Genomic DNA, 16,081 nt, shown 5'->3' with positions numbered 1-16,081 from the left:
CTTTTTAGAAAAAGCTTCACCAAAAACCTTTATAATTTCAGGGTATTATCGATCCTGACTTTTCAAACAGTCTCTAAGTCATGAAAAATGCCGCCTTAATATAATTAAGGCGGCATCCAGAATATCTTTGGTTTCAGGGGGCAACTGGTTGAAAGGGTAGAACCAGCAGCCCGCTGAAATCGTTGGTCAAGCTTTTTCAAAAAGCCCTGCAAGATACCGCCTTTTCAAAAGAAAAGGCGGCACAGGAACTTTTCTGTTTTCTTCTCAGTGGGGTATTTCAAGAACCTTGCCATTCCAGAGGGGCGGGAGGCCCTGATGGGGTTCAGTTTCGTGCCCCCGGTCGTGCATTGCGCCGCAGCCGCTTTTCACCCAGCAGCAAGAGCAGGGGGGCGGCGATGAAGATGGACGACGACGTCCCGACCACGATCCCGAACAGCATAACCCACGCAAAGCCCGAAAGGCTGGCCCCCCCGAACAGCGCGAGCGGCAGCGCGGCAAGGAACACCGTGGATGAGGTGCCCAGCGTGCGGCTCAGTGTTTCATTGATCGACAGGTTGATCAGTTCCGCCAGTGGCATGGAACGATATTTACGCAGGTTTTCGCGGATGCGGTCATACACCACCACCTTGTCATTGGTGGAATAGCCAAGGATCGTCAGGATGGCCGCAACCATCACCAGGTCGAATTCGAAATGGGTCAGCACAAGGAACCCGACCGCCTTGGTCAGGTCCAGCACAAGCGTGACCACGGCGCTGACCGCGAATTCCCACTCAAAACGGAACCAGATATAGGCAAGGATCATCAGAAGGCTGATGCCCAGTGCAAGCATGCCATTGCGGAACAGCTCCGCCGAAACGGAGGCCCCGACTGCATCCGCGCGCAAAACCTGCGCGCCGGGGATCGTGCCGATGGCATGGCGCACGGCATCGACCATGCCCTGCGTTTCGGCTTCATGCGCGGGGTCGCTCTGCGGTGGGGTATCAAGGCGGATCAGCACATCATCGGGACCGCCAAAGGACTGCACCCCCGCTGCCGTGACATGTTGTGTGGCCAGTGCCGCGCGGATGGCCGACACGTCGGCTGGTCCCTGCGTATGGGCCTCCACCACGATGCCGCCACGGAAATCAAGGCCGAGCGTCAGGCCCGGATGGAAGAACAGGATCAGGGACGCGACCGACAGCACGGCCGATGTCGCAAGCCCGATGAAGCGCCCGCGCATGAAGTCGATTTTCGTGCCACGGGGGACAAAACGCAAAAGGGGACGATCAAGGATCATGTCAGCGCGCCTCAGACCGGCAGGACTGTCGGACGGGTGCGCGCATACCAGCGCACCATCAGCATCCGTGACAGCACAAGGGTGGTAAACAGGGTCGTCACGATGCCGATCGTGATGGTCAGGGCAAAGCCCTTGACCGGCCCGGTTCCGAAAACGAACAGCATGACATGCGCAAGCAGCGCGGTGGCATTACTGTCGATGATGGTGGAGGTCGCGCGTTCAAAACCCGCCTGCATCGCCTGAAGTGCGGTGCGGCCACGTGCGATTTCCTCGCGGATGCGTTCATTGATCAGGATGTTGGCATCCACCGCCATGCCAAGGGTCAGCAGCATCCCCGCCATGCCCGGCAGCGTCAGCGTCGCTTCGAACATCGACAGGATGGCGATCATCAGCACCAGGTTGGCCATCAGCGCGATATTCGCATACCAGCCGAACCGGCCATAAAACAGGGCCATGAACGCGATCACGAGCACAAGTCCCGCCAGCAGGCTCATCGCGCCTGCCCGGATCGAATCGGCGCCCAGCGACGGCCCGATGGAGCGCTGCTCGATCACGTTCAGCGGCGCGGGCAGCGCGCCTGCGCGCAGCAGCAGCGCCATGTCGGTTGCCTGTTGCGCACTGAACCCGCCGGTGATCTGGCCCGAACCGCCGGTGATGGCGGTACGGATGACCGGGGCCTCGATCACCTTGTTATCCAGTACGATGGCAAAACGTTTGCCGACATTGGCGCGTGTAACCTCGCCAAACTGGCGCGCGCCGACGGAATCAAAGGTGAAGTTGACGGCCCATTCGCCGCTTTGCTGGTCAATGGAGGCCGATGCGTTCGTCAGGTCCGCGCCATCGACATCCACATGGGTGTAGATCGGCAGCGTGCCCTGTGAGGTCTCGCTCATCGGCACGATGGTCACGCCCGGCGGCGGCACGGCCGAACCGATTGCGGAATCCGCGACAAGGTGAAACGTCATCTTCGCCGTTGTGCCCAGAAGGTGCTTCACGCGCTCGGGATCGCTGATACCTGGCAGTTCGACGATGATCCGGTCTTCGCCCTGACGGGTGATCTGCGGGTCGATGGCCCCGGTGGCGTCAATGCGGCGGCGCACGATCTCGATTGACTGTGTGATCGCATCGCGCGCGCGCTGGTGGCTGGCCTCGTCGGACAGGGCGACGGAAATCAGCCCATCGGGCGTCTGGGTCACGGTGAACTCTGACGGCACGTTCATCGGCATCGCCCGCAATGCCTTGAGGTCGGCTTCGGCTTCGGCCGGTGCGCGCGGGGCGAACGTCACCGCATGCGTGCCCGTTGTGAGGTTGCGATACCCCAGCCCGCCCTTCAGCAGTGTCTGGCGTGTTTCATCCGTCAGCGTCCGCAGCCGGTCGGAGGTGACGCTGTTCATGTCCACCTGCAACAGCAGATAGGACCCGCCGCGCAGGTCAAGCCCAAGGTGGACCTGCCGCCAGGGGATGGATTGCGCGGGCTGGCGCATGAAATTGGGCAGGCACAGCGCCAGGCCGATCAGGCATATGCCAATGACCGAAGCCATCTTGAGCCGACTATAATACATCATGACTGAAAGGAGTGCTCCCCACGCCCGGCCGCGGCCGGCTCCCTGTCTGTTGGTCTCGTATCTGTGGCGTCATGGCGTCATGGCGCATGACAACAGGGCGGGAACATGCCGGTCCACAGCGCAGGATGCAACCGCTGTTGCGGTGGTCGGGGTCATTGCGTTGCCGTTTTGTCGCATCCACGTGGGGTCTGGGGGCATGTCCACCCCCCATGCGTATTACCATATGCATCATCGGACGTGCGGGGCGCGCGGGTTGTGAAACGCGTCCATTCATGACACTGCTCGGACATGAAAAAGCATGGTGTGGAGCGGCGGTAATGATGCAGGCACGGTCGGATGGCGCGATGGCGGGACGCCGCCTGCGGGTTGGAATCGCGGGCGCCGGGCATTTCGGGCGGTACCATGCGCTCAAGGTCGCGGCGTCCACGCGTGAAGCCCTGTCGGGCATTTATGATCCCGACCATGCGCGTGCCGAAAATGTCGGACAGGAGGCCGGGGGCGCACCCGCGCTGTCCTATGCCCGCTTGCTGGAGGTTTCGGACGCCATCGTGGTGGCCGCACCCGCCGAATATCATTTCGACCTGGCGCAACAGGCGCTGGAGGCGGGGCGGCATGTGCTGGTGGAAAAGCCGATCGCCGCCACGCTGGAACAGGCCGACCGCCTTGCCGCGCTGGCCACCGGGCATGGGCTTGTGCTGCAGGTTGGTCATCTGCTGCGTTATTCGGCGGAACATCGCGCGATTACCGAACGTATTACCCGTCCCCTTTATATCGAGGCGACACGCATCGCGCCGTACAAGCCGCGTGGAACGGATGTGTCGGTCATTCTTGACCTGATGATCCATGACCTCGACCTTGTGCTGGCGATCGTGGACAGTCCCATCGCCAGTGTCGATGCATTGGGCGCCGCCGTCAGTTCAGAGCATGAGGACATCGCCAATGCCCGTGTCCGGTTTGAAAATGGCTGTGTCGCCACCATCACCGCCAGTCGCATTTCCCTCAAGACCGAGCGGCGCATGCGCCTGTTTTCGCAGGAAGGATATCTGTCGGCGGATTTCATGCGCCGCGAACTGACGATGATCGGGCGCAAAAGCGGCCTGCCCCTGCCGGGGACGGGTGGTTTCAGGCGACAGAGCGTGACATGGAACGACCATGACACGCTGGCGGCGGAACATGAGGCCTTTGCCGCGTCCTGCCTTGATGGCGCACCCGTTCTGGTGGATGCACAGGCCGGGCGGCGCGCACTTGCGGCGGCCCTTGCCGTGGGGCAGAGCATCGCCGATACCCGCGCGCGTATGGAGGTATCGGGACTGCTGCAAGGAGTGGATTAAGCGGTTATTCGGGGCGGCTTTTCAGGTTTTTTGAAAAAGCCCCCCAAATAACATTTGTTTTTTCAGTAGGTTATCGGTTCCATCGCATTCCGGGCAGTCTTTTGGAGACTGTTTGAAAAGTCAGGCGATATAACATCCTGAAATGATAAAGGTTTTTGGTGAAGCTTTTTTCTTAAAAAGCTTCGAAAGACGCCGCCTTTTTTCAAAAGGCGGCACCCAAAAACTTTTCCTGTTTTCTATCAACGAGTTGTTTTCAAACAGTCTCTTAGTTCGATTTCAGGGATTCACGGAGCATTTCAAGCTCCAGCCACCGTTCTTCCGCTGCCGTCAGCCTGGCCTGCGCGTCTTCCAGTTTCCGTGTCGTGCTGGTGAAGGCATTCGGGTCACGGGCATAAAGGCCAGGATCGGCAAGGGCGGTGCGCAGGTGCTCGATCTCCGCCTCCATGTCCGCGATCTGTCCGGGCAGGCGTTCAAGCGCATGCTGGTCCTTGTATGACAGCTTACGGCTTGCCGGTTTCGTAACAGGGGCCTGCGTGGCCCGTGCCTTGGGCGGGGTGGGGGCAACGTGCCGGGTGGCAAGGGTCGCATCCTGCCGTTGCGCCAGCATGTCGCTGTAGCCCCCGGCATATTCGATCCACTGCCCCGCGCCTTCCGCCATCAGGACGGAGGATGCGACACGGTCAAGGAAGTCACGGTCATGGCTGACCAGCAAGACAGTGCCCGAATATTCCGCAAGCATGTCCTGCAACAGGTCGAGTGTTTCAAGGTCAAGGTCGTTGGTCGGTTCGTCAAGAACCAGAAGGTTTGACGGCCGCGCCAGCGCACAGGCCAGCATCAGCCGCCCCCGTTCCCCCCCCGACAGGACGCCCACCGGCGTGCGGGCCTGTTCGGGGCGGAACATAAAATCCTTCATATATCCGATGACGTGGCGTTTTTCATGCCCGACCTGCACCATGTCGCCGCCCCCACCCGTCAGCGTGTCGGCAAGGGTGCTGTTGGGGTCAAGCTGCCTGCGCTGCTGGTCCAGTGTGACGATGGACAGCGCCGTGCCAACCGTGACGGTACCACTGTCGGGCGTATCCAGCCCCGTCATCAGGCGCAGCAACGTACTCTTGCCCGCCCCGTTGGCCCCTACGATACCCAGCCTGTCGCCGCGCAGGATACGCAGGTCGAGATCACGCACGATGTCGTGTGCGCCATAGGATTTGCACAGGTTTTCGGCAACGGATACCAGCTTGCCCGACAGTTCGGATTCCCGCGCTTCCATCCTTGCCCCGACGGCGGGCTTGATCGCTTCGCGCCGGGTCTGGCGCAGGGTGGCAAGTTCGGCCACACGGCGGACATTGCGCTTGCGCCGCGCCGTCACGCCATAACGCATCCAGTCTTCTTCACGCGCGATCTGGCGATCGAGCTTGTGCGCCTCGCGCTCTTCCTGCTCCAGCACCTCCTCGCGCCAGGTCTCGAACCTGGCAAAGCCGTGGTCAAGCCTGCGCGTGATCCCACGGTCCAGCCAGACGACCGAGCGCGACAGCGTTTCCAGCAGGCGACGGTCATGGCTGATGATGACCATGGCCGAAGACAGCGACAGAAGTTCGCGTTCCAGCCATTCGATGGTCGGCATGTCGAGATGGTTTGTCGGTTCATCCAGCAGCAGCAGGTCAGGTTCCGGCGCCAGTGCGCGCGCCAGTGCGCAGCGTCGTGCCTCGCCCCCCGACAGGTTGGCCGGGTTTTCAAGCCCCGTCATGCCCAGTTCCGACAGAAGCGCCGTCGCCCGGTAATCCGGGTCGCCCGGCCCCATGCCCGCCAGTACGTAATCCAGCGTCGTTTCAAACCCTGACAGGTCGGGTTCCTGCGGCAGGTAGCGCACGGTCGTGCCCGGTTGAAGGAAGCGTGTGCCAGAATCCGCCTGCAATTCGCCCGTGGCGATGCGCAGCAATGTCGATTTGCCGCAGCCATTGCGCCCGACAAGGCAGATGCGTTCGCCCGGCGCCACGCCAAAGCCCGCCCCGTCAAGGAGCGGCGCACCGCCGAGGGTCAGGGTGATATCCTGAAGGAGGAGAAGGGGAGGTAAGGCCATGCGCGTTTGTCACCTACTCCCGCCGCAGGCGCAAGGGGGGACGATCACACCCGGCCGGGGCGCGCCCAAGGGTTACATATCCCCAAACACACCCCTTTGGGATACATATTTATGGGACATGCGCACGGAACATATATTCCGTCAGGCAGGGGCGTTGGCCTGCTTTCACGCCGTGGTCCCGATCACCGCGTCAGTGTCCGCGACGGGTTCTATGGGCGCGTGTCAGCGTACGAGCGTTGCCGGGTGCGTGTTATCTGGCAACGGTGGCTTCGAGCGTCCGCAGGAATGCCTGCCCCCATCCCAGTGCGGTGCAGCCCTCCAGATGCGTGCGGCATGCCTGCCAGCGTTCGCGGCGTTCGGCCTTGGGCATGCCCAGCGCACGGTTCAGCGCATCGGCAAGGTCATCATGGTCCAGCGGATTGACCAGCAACGCCGCCTCCAGCTGCCGGGCGGCCCCGGCCATGCGCGACAGGATCAGAACGCCCGGATCATCGGGGTCCTGCGCCGCAACATATTCCTTGGCCACCAGATTCATGCCGTCACGCAGCGGCGTGATATAACCGATCTGCGCCTGGCGCATGTAACCGGCCACGACACGGCGCGCGCTGCCGCGCGTCAGGAAACGCAGCGGGGTCCAGTCGGCCTGCCCGCGCTGTGCATTCAGCTTGCCGATCATCCCTTCGAGTTCCTGGCGCAATGCCCTGTAGGAGGGGACATCCACCCGGCTTTCAGCGGCAATCTGCAGGAACGTCACGTTGCGTTGCCATATGGGATAGCTTTCAAGCAGGCGGTCATAACCTGCCAGCCGGTCGCACAGGCCCTTGGTCGGGTCCATGCGATCCACCCCGAAAATCAGTTTCCGCCCGGCAAGGGAGGAACGCAGTTGCTTCAGTTCCGGGGCCTCTACTGCCTCGGCGGCGGTCCGGGCGAACGCATCGGGGTCGATTTCCACCGCGAAGGAGCCAACGCGCACCGTATGCCCCTCAAACGACAGGGTATCGGGGGCAACCAGCCTGGCGCCTGCCGTGCGTTGTGCGGCAAAGATGAAATTGGCGGTGTCGTCGCTGGTCTGGAAACCCAGAAGGTCCGCGCACAGCATGTCCCGTAGGAATGTGCCCCCGTCTGGTGCGATGGCCAGCATGTCTGGCGCGGGGAAGGGGGTATGCAAGAAGAAGCCGATCGGCATGTTGACCCCCTTGCGGCGCAGTTGCGCGGCAAGGGGCAGCAGGTGATAGTCGTGGATCCAGATCGTATCGTCGTCGCGCAGCAGCGGAAGCAGGTTTTCGCAGAACCGTTCGTTTACCGACCAGTAGGTCGAAAGTTCGCGGCGTTCGAAATGTATGAACTCCGGCAGGGAGTGCATCAGCGGCCACAGGGTCGAGTTGGAAAAGCCGGTATAGTAATGTTTGTGTTCGGCCGGTGTCAGGCCGATCGTGGCGTATTCGACCCCCCCTGCGTGCTGGATCTGTGGCGGGGTGGTTTCCGCATCCGCGCTGGTGGTGCCGTTCCACCCGAACCACATCCCGCCCTGCAGTGCGAGCAGGTCATGCAGCACAACCGCCAGCCCCCCGGGCCTCAGGCCCTCCTTGGGAACGGGGACGCGATTGGAGACGATGACCAGCCGTTTCATATTTTCCTCTTCCAATCTGTCCGGGCATCCCTGCCGGCGCGTAGGCCCGTTCCCGGCCGATGCGTTCCTTGCTGGCATGCGTGACCAAGGGTACCATCACAATGTCGCAGGGGGCAGGCCCGACGCAAGGCGGTCGTCGTCATGCCTGTACCGCGCGACTGTTCTGCGTCCTGCCCCGGTGTTGTGGGGTGTTGCCCCACCCCATAGGCAGGAAGGGCCGGGCAAAGGCAACAGCAATATGCACACGCCCTGCCGTCCCGCCCCGGTCGATCCTGTGGGCGGTACGGTGATCGGCCGCAGGCAGTTACAAGGTCAGTCCAGTGTGGTCGGCCCGGATGCGTTCATCAGGATTGCGGGTCCAGAACGCTGGTTTCAGGGGCGCTGCTTTCAAGTGGGCTGGTTCGGGGCGTGTTAGCTTAGGGGCAGGCCACCACTGACTGCCTGATACGTTGCGATCGCCAGTGTCAGGGGCTCAAACGGCTTGGTGATGACAAAGGCAGGTTCAATGCGTTCCCCCGTCAGCAGGCGTTCGGGATAGGCGGTGACGAAGATCACGGGAATGTTCTGCTGTTGCAGGATCTGCGATACGGCCGCCATGCCGTCCCCCCCCGCACCAAGGTTGATGTCGGCAAGGATGAGGCCGGGACGTGTGCGCGTCGCGATTTCGATGGCTTCCTTTTCCGTTGCGGCGACACCGGCAATCCTGTGTCCGCATTTATGGACCAGTTCTTCGATATCCATCGCGATGATGGGTTCGTCCTCGATGATCAGGACATTCGTCTGCGCGCATGAACGCAGGCCGGAATATGCATGTTCCAGCGTGACGCGCGCCGTATCTTCGTCCAATCCCAGAACGCGCGCCGCATCCGCAAGGCTCAGTTCCTCAAGTGCGGTCAGCAGCAGCAGTTGCCGGTCCAGTACCGTCAGCTCGCCAGTGGCGCACTGCGCGGTGGAAGACATGTAATGGCGCGATATCCATTGGTACAGGCGCAGGCGCGGGCGCAGGGTGGGATCATCGACGGCGATAAGTTCACGCAGACTCTCGGCCACGAGGAGATCCCCCCGTGACTGGCTGCCGGACAGCGCCCTTGCATAGCGTCTGGCGTAAGGAAGGGCGCGGAGCAGATCTTGACGCCGGGAAAGCGGCATGTGGACTTTATCCCCCCGAAGAAATTGTTACACCATAAACCATTACGGCGTTAGGCTGCCTGACCAAGGAGAGTTGAACACACTGACCCAGAGCATATCAGCCAATACGCAGAGCGTAACCCAACTGCGCAAGGAGATCATGTCTCTTTTGCCGCAATTGCGGGGCTTTGCCAGATTTTTGACCGCGGAGGTGTCCTCCGCCGATGATCTTGTGCAGGAAACGGTCCTGCGTGCGCTGGCCGCGCTGGATCAGTTCCAGCCGGGCACGAACCTGCGTGCGTGGCTTTATACCATCGCGCGCAACCTTTTTTATGAAACCGCGCGCAGGCGCAGGCGTGAACGTGATGTGATGTCTGATTACGCCGCAAGTCCCGACCTTGCGCGTTCCGACGCACCCGCCAGCCGTGGCGATGACCTGCGCGACCTTGATGGGGTGATATGGCGGCTGACGCCCCGCCTGCGCGAGGCGCTGTTGCTGGTGGGGGTGCAGGAAATGACCTATGCGGAGGCGGCGGACGTATGCGGCGTAAGCGTCGGCACGGTCAAGGCGCGGGTGTCGCGCGCGCGGGCGCAGATCATGGTCATGGTGAACGCCGCGCGTGATGGCGCGGCAATGCCCGATCTGTCCGGTATGCCCCCACACGACGATCCCCCGGAATAAGGGGCAGGGGACGGCCGCTTTGCACCATGGGGCGTGGGGCGGGCTACAACTCACGGTTATGTTACAATGCGGATGCAACCCTTTTCCCGGCCCGTTCATTGGACGGGTATGAAAGGGGACAAGACAATGACAAATGACTTTCACGACCAGGTGATAGCACTCCTGCCCCGACTGCGGGTTCAGGCCCTGTCCTTGACGCGTAACCGCGCGGCTGCTGATGACCTTGTGCAGGACGCCGTGTGCAACGCGCTGTCCGCGCAGCACAGCTTTACCCCCGGAACGAACTTTCCCGCATGGATGCACCGTATCCTGCGCAACCGCTTTATCTCCGACCTGCGCAAGAAGCGCGAAACCGGCGATATCGAGGATGTTCCCACCGCAGCGCTGGCATGCAGCGGCGCGCATGAGGAACGCCTTGCGGTCAAGGAACTGGCCAGCGCGATGGACCGCCTGCCCGCCGATCAGCGCGAGGCGCTGGTGATGGTTGTCATGCAGGGCATGAGCTACGAGGAGCTTGCCGAAGCCAGCGGATGCGCCGTTGGCACCGCCAAGAGCCGCGTTTTCCGCGCCCGCCGCCAGCTTGAGACATGGCTTGAAGGTGAGGAGCAGAGCACGGAGACGGTGCGCCTGCGTGGAGTCGTCGCCCGCCTGCGTCAGGGGGGCGCCGCCCGCGACGAGCTTCGCTCGCGCTAGGGGTATTGGTTACCAATTCTTAAAAATGGCACTTTGAATTGTGATCAAAATGTGGCACGGGAGGAGGCGGGGTCTTGGTTGTTCCCGACTTCTTTCGGAAAATAGATTGCAACTGCGATGCTTATCCGAAGTTTGTGGGTAGATGAATATAAGCTTCGGGATGATGAGATGCCGTTAAAGGAGAACTGTCCTCCTAGGCAACAACCAGATAAAAAAAGCAAAAACAGTTCGGATGATGCATTCGAACTGTGGTTGAAGCGGGGACTGCACCAATTGTTCGATGATGTGGCCAACGAACCGGTACCTGACGAACTGCTGCGCTTGATAGAAAACGACCGCGAGCGTAAAAAATAGATGAACACCATGTTCCGCCGTTCCGCCCCCAGGAATGGCGAGGGCAGGTCGTACCGCACCCTTCTTCGTATCGGGCGTATGTTCGATGCGGTGCGGGTGCGGATGATGGCCATCATCCTGTTCGCGGCAATGCCCATCGCCCTGATCGGCGCGGTACAGGCATGGCGTAATTATCACAAGACACTTGCCGCCCCCGGTTATCGTACCGACATGACGCTGGAGCGCGTCAACCTCGAAATCCGTCATGAGGTCGATGACCTTGGCAGCATGCTGCGTGTCGTCGGCCATATGGCGCTTGATGACGAAGGTATCCGGCGCATGCTGGAACTGGCGCAGTCCCTGACGGGGCATCATTATGACCAGATCGCGCTGGTGGATGCGTTGGGTAACATCGTGACGCAGGTGGGGCGGACAGAGGGTGCGCACCGCCTTGTCCTTGACGACATGCCTCGTTTCCAGGGGGACGTGCGGGTCTCCTATATCAATGGCGGGGCGGAGTCCCACAACCTTCCCATCGCCTTTCGCGTGACCGTTGCAACCATGATCGGCGATGGCAGCGGCCACCTTGCCCGTAGCGGGTTCCTGACGGCCATCATGCCGCTGTCATGGGCGGACCGGAAGCTGCGTCCGGGTGATCCCCGGCTTGATATCGTCGTGCGCGACAATCCGGTTGCGATATGGGTGCTCAACCCCGACGGGTCCGCCGCCGCCCCCCTGTGCGGGGATTGCGACTGGCCCCTGATGCCGTCGGCCATGCTGCTGGGGCGGGTGCAGCGGATCATGCGCAATGGGCATGACCATGCGCGTGGCACCCTGCCTGATGGCGCTTTCTCCCTTGGCCGGGTGGAAGGTGGTGTGTTCGTGCTGGCCGCGACGCGGCGCAATGCAAAGGAACGCCATGCGGTGCTGATGTTCGCCATTGCGCTGGTCAGCAGCGGGCTGCTGTTGCTGACGGGATTGCTGGGTGCTTCGAAAAGCGCGGATGTGCTGATTGTCTCCCCCCTGCGCAAGCTCACCGCGTCGGTCAATCTGTGGCAGCTTGGCGGTGTGTATGACGTGCGTTCCAACTGGGCGATGCCGTTCGAGGTGCGCCAGCTTGCCCATGCCTTCAGCAAGGCGACACGCCGCCTGGCGCGCCATGAACGTCGGCTGGAACGTGCGGCCGTGCGGCAGGAGCTGCTGCTTAAGGAAATGCACCACCGGGTCAAGAATAACCTGCAGATCGTGGCCTCCCTGCTGAACCTGCAGGCCGGGCGTATCACGCAGCCCGCCGCGCGGGAGGAGTTCGCGCAGGCGCGTGACCGTGTGCGCGCGCTGGCGACGCTGCATCGGTATCTGTACGCCGAAGGTGGGTTGTACAACCTGAATATGCAGAGTTTCGTGCGTGAACTGTGCGGTCAGATCATGCATGCGATCGGGGAGGCGGATGACGGGCGCATCACCCTTGATATCCAGGTGGAAGACCTGCTGATGGTTCCTGATCAGGCGGTGCCGCTGGCCCTGATCGTGACGGAGGCGGTTAGTAATACCATAAAATACGCCTTCCCCGATGGTGCGCGCGGCACGTTGGAGGTCGGGTTGCGTCAGGTGGACAAGATGCGCGCCTGCCTGTGGATCGCCGATGACGGCGTGGGCATGGCGGCGGGGCGCGTACGGCGCGGAAACGAGGAACGCAGCGGCATCGGGCTACAGCTTATCCGTGGTTTCGCCCGGCAACTGGGGGGGGAGTTGCAGATGTTCGAGGAAAACGGCACGCGTTATGTGCTGGTGTTCGTCCTGCAGCAGCCCGAACCCGATCAGGATGATATCTGAGGGGTAAAAATTGCATGGCTGCCCCATGCCAGCGTTACACCCCCATGGGGCCTGATGACTGTCCCTGATCCGGTTCATTCGGTATAGGGAGCGATCATGAGTGATGACAAGACAGTGATGAAGGCGTGGACGCGGGCGCAGTCACGTCTGGGGCGCAGGCAGGCCATGCCGGTCGTGTGCCTTGGCCTGATCTCCAGCATGCTGGGCGCGGGGCAGGTGTGGTGCGTGGCCAATGTGCTGGGCCATGTGCTGCTGCCGTCCGGTGCGGGGATATCTGCGCAATGGTCTCTGGTGGGGCTGGTGGTCGCAGCGGTGCTGCGCGCCGTGTGCCAGGCGCTTTCGGACATCGCGGCGGCACGCGCGGGCATGCATGCCCGCAGGCGGCTGCGTGGCGATGTCGTGTCTTCCATCCTTAATGGCGGTCCCGCCCTGCTGCGTCAGCATCACAGCGGCGCGCTGACGGCGCTGACGGTGGACCGGATCGAGGCGCTTGACGGTTTCTTCGCCCGCTGGCTGCCTGCATCCGTGCTGTGGATGGCCGCGCCCTTCATCCTTGGTGTCATCGCCGCTTTCGTGCAGCCCGGCTCGGCGCTGGTCATGGCGTTGTGCGGGATCGCAGTGCCATTCGGGCAGGCGCTTTTCGGGATCGGGGCGGCTGTTGCCTCACGCAACCAGTTCCTTGCGATGCAGCGGTTACAGGCGCGCTTTCTTGACCGTGTGCGCGGGATTGCGACCATCGTGCTGGCCGGGCGGACGGAGGACGAGGCCCGCAGGCTGGCTGCTTCCGCCGATGACCTGCGGCGGCGCACGATGAAGGTGCTGCGTGTGGCGTTCCTGTCTTCGGCATCCATCGACTGTGCCATGGTCGTGGCCTTGGTGGTCATTGCGCTGCGCAACGGGGCGGCGCTGCTGGCGCTGCACCAGTCGGGGGCGCCGGCGGCGCAGATGACGGAAACGGCGGTACGCGCCCTGTTCGTGGTGCTTCTGGTGCCGGAATTCTTTGCGCCGTTCCGTGGGCTGGCGCTGGCGTATCAGGATCGTGCCCATGCCTCTGGCGCTGCGGCGGCGATGCTGGCACTGCCGTCCGCAACCCAGGTCCGCGCGGCGGAGGAGACGGTCCTTGACGCAGGTGGACACCACGGTGTTGGCGTGCGTTTCGAACATGTCGATTTCACATGGGATGCCGCGCGCGGCCCCACCCTGCGTGATGTCAGCTTTAGTGTGCCCGCCGGTCAGACGGTGATCCTTGCCGGGCCTTCAGGTTCGGGCAAGTCGAGCCTGATTGAAATGCTGCTTGGCTTCATTGCCCCGGCGCGGGGACGGGTGCTGCTGAATGACACGGACATCACGACGATCCTGCCGCAGGCGTTGAGCGAGATGATCTCATGGATCGGGCAGAAGCCGGTTCTGTTTGCGGGTACCTTGCGCGAAAATATCCTGTTCGCCCGTCCCGACGCGGACGAATGCGCGGTGCAGGCGGCGATCCGTGCCGCGTCGGTTGATCGCTTTGCCGAAGGGCTGCCACAGGGACTGGAAACCCGTATCGGCGAAGGTGGGTTCGGCCTGTCGGGTGGGCAGGCACAGCGCATCGCGATTGCGCGGGCTTTCCTCAAGGACGCGCCGCTGCTGCTGCTGGATGAACCGACATCGCATCTCGACCCCGCGACGGAGGCAGACGTCTTCGACTGCCTGCGCAGGTTGGCGCAGGGCAGGACGGTCATCCTTGCCAGCCATTCGGCGGCGGTGGGCACCTTTACGGGGCAACGGGTCGATCTTGACCATGGACAGGTGATTTCAGGGGAAACGGCGGCATGATGCGTTCGCGCACGGAACATCGTCACCATACCGGCCGGCGGGGGCATGTCCTTGCGCCTGTCCTGACGATCCTGTCGATCTGGAGGCTGCGCGCGCCGTTGCTGACGGCGGGGTGCATCCTGTCGCTGCTGGCGCTGTTATGTGGCCTGTTGCTGACGCGTGAGGCGGGGATACGTGTCGCGGGCATGGCGATGGGCGGCATCGTGATTACGGTTGCCGCACTGCGTGTGCTTGGCATCGCCCGTGTTGTCATGCGTTATGTGGAACGCCTGGTGACACATGACGCGATGTTCCGCGCGCTGGCGGATGTGCGTGTGTGGTTTTTCCGCCATCTGGCGCGGGGTGCGGCGGCGGGGCTTGGTTTCCGTCGTGCGGGCGACCTGCTGTCGCGGCTGGTGTCGGATGTGGAGACGCTGGACGGTCTGTATCTGCGCATCTTCGTGCCGCTGGCTGGGGCGCTGCTGGTGCTGCCGTTCCTGTTCATTGCAATCAACCTGGTCAATTCGCCGCTGGCCATCGCCATTACCGTGCTGTTCGCACTGGGGGCGTTCGTACTGCCCGCATGTGCCGCCGTGCTGGCGCGGCGTGATGGCGGGCTGGTCAACCACCATGCCGCACAATTGCGTATTGGTGTGCTGGACATGGTCAGCGGCCTGCGTGAAATCCGGACTTTTGGGGCCGAAGGGCGCATGCTGGCGCATGTCACGGCGCGTGACGACGCCCTGTTCCGCGCACAGATGCGCCAGTCACGTGCGCTCGCGCTTGCAGGGATGGCATCCTATCTGTGTGGGCAGGCGGCGGTGGTCGTGGTGCTTGCGGCGGCGCTGGGTATCGGCGGCATGGGGCCGCTGGCCCCGCTGCCTGCGGCAGGTGTGCTGTTCCTGACGGTTGCGGCATTCGAAAGCATCGGCGGCCTGACCCGTGCCGGTGCGCTGGCGGGAAATGTGACGCGCGCGGCAGAGCGTGTGGTGGCCGTTGATATCCCCCCCCATGCGGCAATCGCGCAGGGGAATGCCCCGGCCCCGGCGGGTACGGATATCCGGTTTGAAAACATCCATTTCCGTTGGGACAGCGATCGTGTGCCGGTATTCGACGGCCTGTCGCTGGATATTCCCGCAGGCAGCCGTGTGGCCGTGCTGGGACCGTCGGGGGCGGGCAAGTCCACGCTGGCGGCACTGTTGCTGAAGGTCGTGTCCCCGGACGCGGGGCGTGTGCTGCTGGGTGGGGTTGATATCGCGACCATCGGTGATGATGCACTGCGCCAGCGCATGGCGTGGCTGTCGCAGGCAACGCACCTGTTCGAGGATACGATTCGTGCAAACCTTCTGCTTGGGCGGCCCGATGCCTCTGATGATGATTTGTGGGTCGCGCTGGACCGGGCGCGGGTGGGGGATCTGGTGCGTGACATGCCCGAAGGGCTTGAGACATGGCTTGGCGAAGGGGGCGCGCGTGTTTCCGGCGGGCAGGGACGGCGCATCGCGCTGGCGCGGACCCTGCTGTCGCAGGCGCCGATCCTGATCCTTGATGAACCCGCCACCGGGCTGGATGCCGGGATGGAGCAGGAATTCCTGCGCACCCTGAACGAAGTGACGCAGGGACGCACCGTCATCCTGATCGCCCATCGTTTGACGGGGGTGGAAGAACTGGATCAGGTATGGCGTATTTCTGGCGGTCATGCCGTCACGACAGCGCAGTAATGGGCGTCGTGTGGCCGGAAA

General features: G+C 62.7%; 13 protein-coding genes. 8 read left to right on the top strand and 5 right to left on the bottom strand.

Features of this window, described 5'->3' with window-relative positions:
• Positions 1-322: 322 nt before the first annotated feature.
• Both secF and secD read right to left on the bottom strand, forming a co-directional pair.
• The gene (secF, locus tag B7G66_RS10990; RefSeq protein ID WP_003618333.1) at positions 323-1,276 is read right to left on the bottom strand and encodes a protein translocase subunit SecF; all 954 of its coding nucleotides are present in this window, start codon (positions 1,274-1,276) and stop codon (positions 323-325) included.
• 11 nt (positions 1,277-1,287) lie between these two features.
• Complete coding sequence (secD, locus tag B7G66_RS10985; RefSeq protein WP_075594966.1) at positions 1,288-2,841, bottom strand: protein translocase subunit SecD; 1,554 nt, start codon at positions 2,839-2,841, stop codon at positions 1,288-1,290.
• A 344-nt stretch (positions 2,842-3,185) separates the two neighbouring features.
• On the opposite strand from secD, the gene B7G66_RS10980 reads away from it, so the two are divergent.
• Positions 3,186-4,172: a Gfo/Idh/MocA family protein gene (locus B7G66_RS10980; RefSeq protein WP_174805753.1), complete on the top strand. Its 987-nt coding sequence runs from the start codon at positions 3,186-3,188 to the stop codon at positions 4,170-4,172.
• A gap of 265 nt (positions 4,173-4,437) precedes the next feature.
• Here the strand turns inward: B7G66_RS10980 and B7G66_RS10975 are convergent, their stop codons facing one another.
• Together B7G66_RS10975 and B7G66_RS10970 are read right to left on the bottom strand one after the other, a co-directional pair.
• Positions 4,438-6,249 (bottom strand): ABC-F family ATP-binding cassette domain-containing protein, encoded by a 1,812-nt coding sequence (locus B7G66_RS10975; RefSeq protein ID WP_048859185.1) that lies wholly within the window; start codon positions 6,247-6,249, stop codon positions 4,438-4,440.
• A gap of 250 nt (positions 6,250-6,499) precedes the next feature.
• The gene (locus tag B7G66_RS10970) at positions 6,500-7,879 is read right to left on the bottom strand and encodes an alpha,alpha-trehalose-phosphate synthase (UDP-forming) (RefSeq protein WP_040511677.1); all 1,380 of its coding nucleotides are present in this window, start codon (positions 7,877-7,879) and stop codon (positions 6,500-6,502) included.
• Between B7G66_RS10970 and B7G66_RS17410 the strand changes: the two genes are divergently transcribed.
• Positions 7,863-8,294: a hypothetical protein gene (locus B7G66_RS17410; RefSeq protein ID WP_139312915.1), complete on the top strand. Its 432-nt coding sequence runs from the start codon at positions 7,863-7,865 to the stop codon at positions 8,292-8,294. The two genes, B7G66_RS10970 and B7G66_RS17410, sit on opposite strands and share 17 nt — an antisense overlap.
• Here B7G66_RS17410 and B7G66_RS10965 read toward each other — a convergent pair.
• The gene (locus tag B7G66_RS10965; RefSeq protein WP_003618344.1) at positions 8,291-9,028 is read right to left on the bottom strand and encodes a response regulator; all 738 of its coding nucleotides are present in this window, start codon (positions 9,026-9,028) and stop codon (positions 8,291-8,293) included. The two genes, B7G66_RS17410 and B7G66_RS10965, sit on opposite strands and share 4 nt — an antisense overlap.
• Positions 9,029-9,152: 124 nt before the next feature.
• On the opposite strand from B7G66_RS10965, the gene B7G66_RS10960 reads away from it, so the two are divergent.
• From B7G66_RS10960 to cydC, 6 genes are all read left to right on the top strand, one after another.
• Positions 9,153-9,689, top strand: a complete 537-nt coding sequence (locus B7G66_RS10960) for a sigma-70 family RNA polymerase sigma factor (RefSeq protein ID WP_050772132.1) — start codon at positions 9,153-9,155, stop codon at positions 9,687-9,689.
• Positions 9,690-9,815: 126 nt separating this feature from the next.
• The gene (locus B7G66_RS10955) at positions 9,816-10,382 is read left to right on the top strand and encodes a sigma-70 family RNA polymerase sigma factor (RefSeq protein ID WP_003618346.1); all 567 of its coding nucleotides are present in this window, start codon (positions 9,816-9,818) and stop codon (positions 10,380-10,382) included.
• Positions 10,383-10,550: 168 nt separating this feature from the next.
• Complete coding sequence (locus tag B7G66_RS10950; RefSeq protein ID WP_040511681.1) at positions 10,551-10,736, top strand: NepR family anti-sigma factor; 186 nt, start codon at positions 10,551-10,553, stop codon at positions 10,734-10,736.
• Positions 10,737-12,548 (top strand): sensor histidine kinase, encoded by a 1,812-nt coding sequence (locus B7G66_RS10945; RefSeq protein ID WP_003618348.1) that lies wholly within the window; start codon positions 10,737-10,739, stop codon positions 12,546-12,548.
• Positions 12,549-12,644: 96 nt separating this feature from the next.
• On the top strand, positions 12,645-14,363 hold the full coding sequence (cydD, locus tag B7G66_RS10940; RefSeq protein WP_040510502.1) for a thiol reductant ABC exporter subunit CydD: 1,719 nt from the start codon (positions 12,645-12,647) through the stop codon (positions 14,361-14,363).
• Positions 14,363-16,060, top strand: a complete 1,698-nt coding sequence (cydC, locus tag B7G66_RS10935) for a thiol reductant ABC exporter subunit CydC (RefSeq protein WP_040511686.1) — start codon at positions 14,363-14,365, stop codon at positions 16,058-16,060. Before cydD ends, cydC begins: the two co-directional genes overlap by 1 nt.
• The last annotated feature ends 21 nt before the right edge of the window (positions 16,061-16,081 follow it).

This window comes from Novacetimonas hansenii JCM 7643 (genome assembly GCF_000964405.1).
GTDB classification, from domain to species: domain Bacteria; phylum Pseudomonadota; class Alphaproteobacteria; order Acetobacterales; family Acetobacteraceae; genus Novacetimonas; species Novacetimonas hansenii.
The sequence above is the reverse complement of the archived record's forward strand: the minus strand, read 5'-3'. Positions and strand labels throughout refer to the sequence as shown.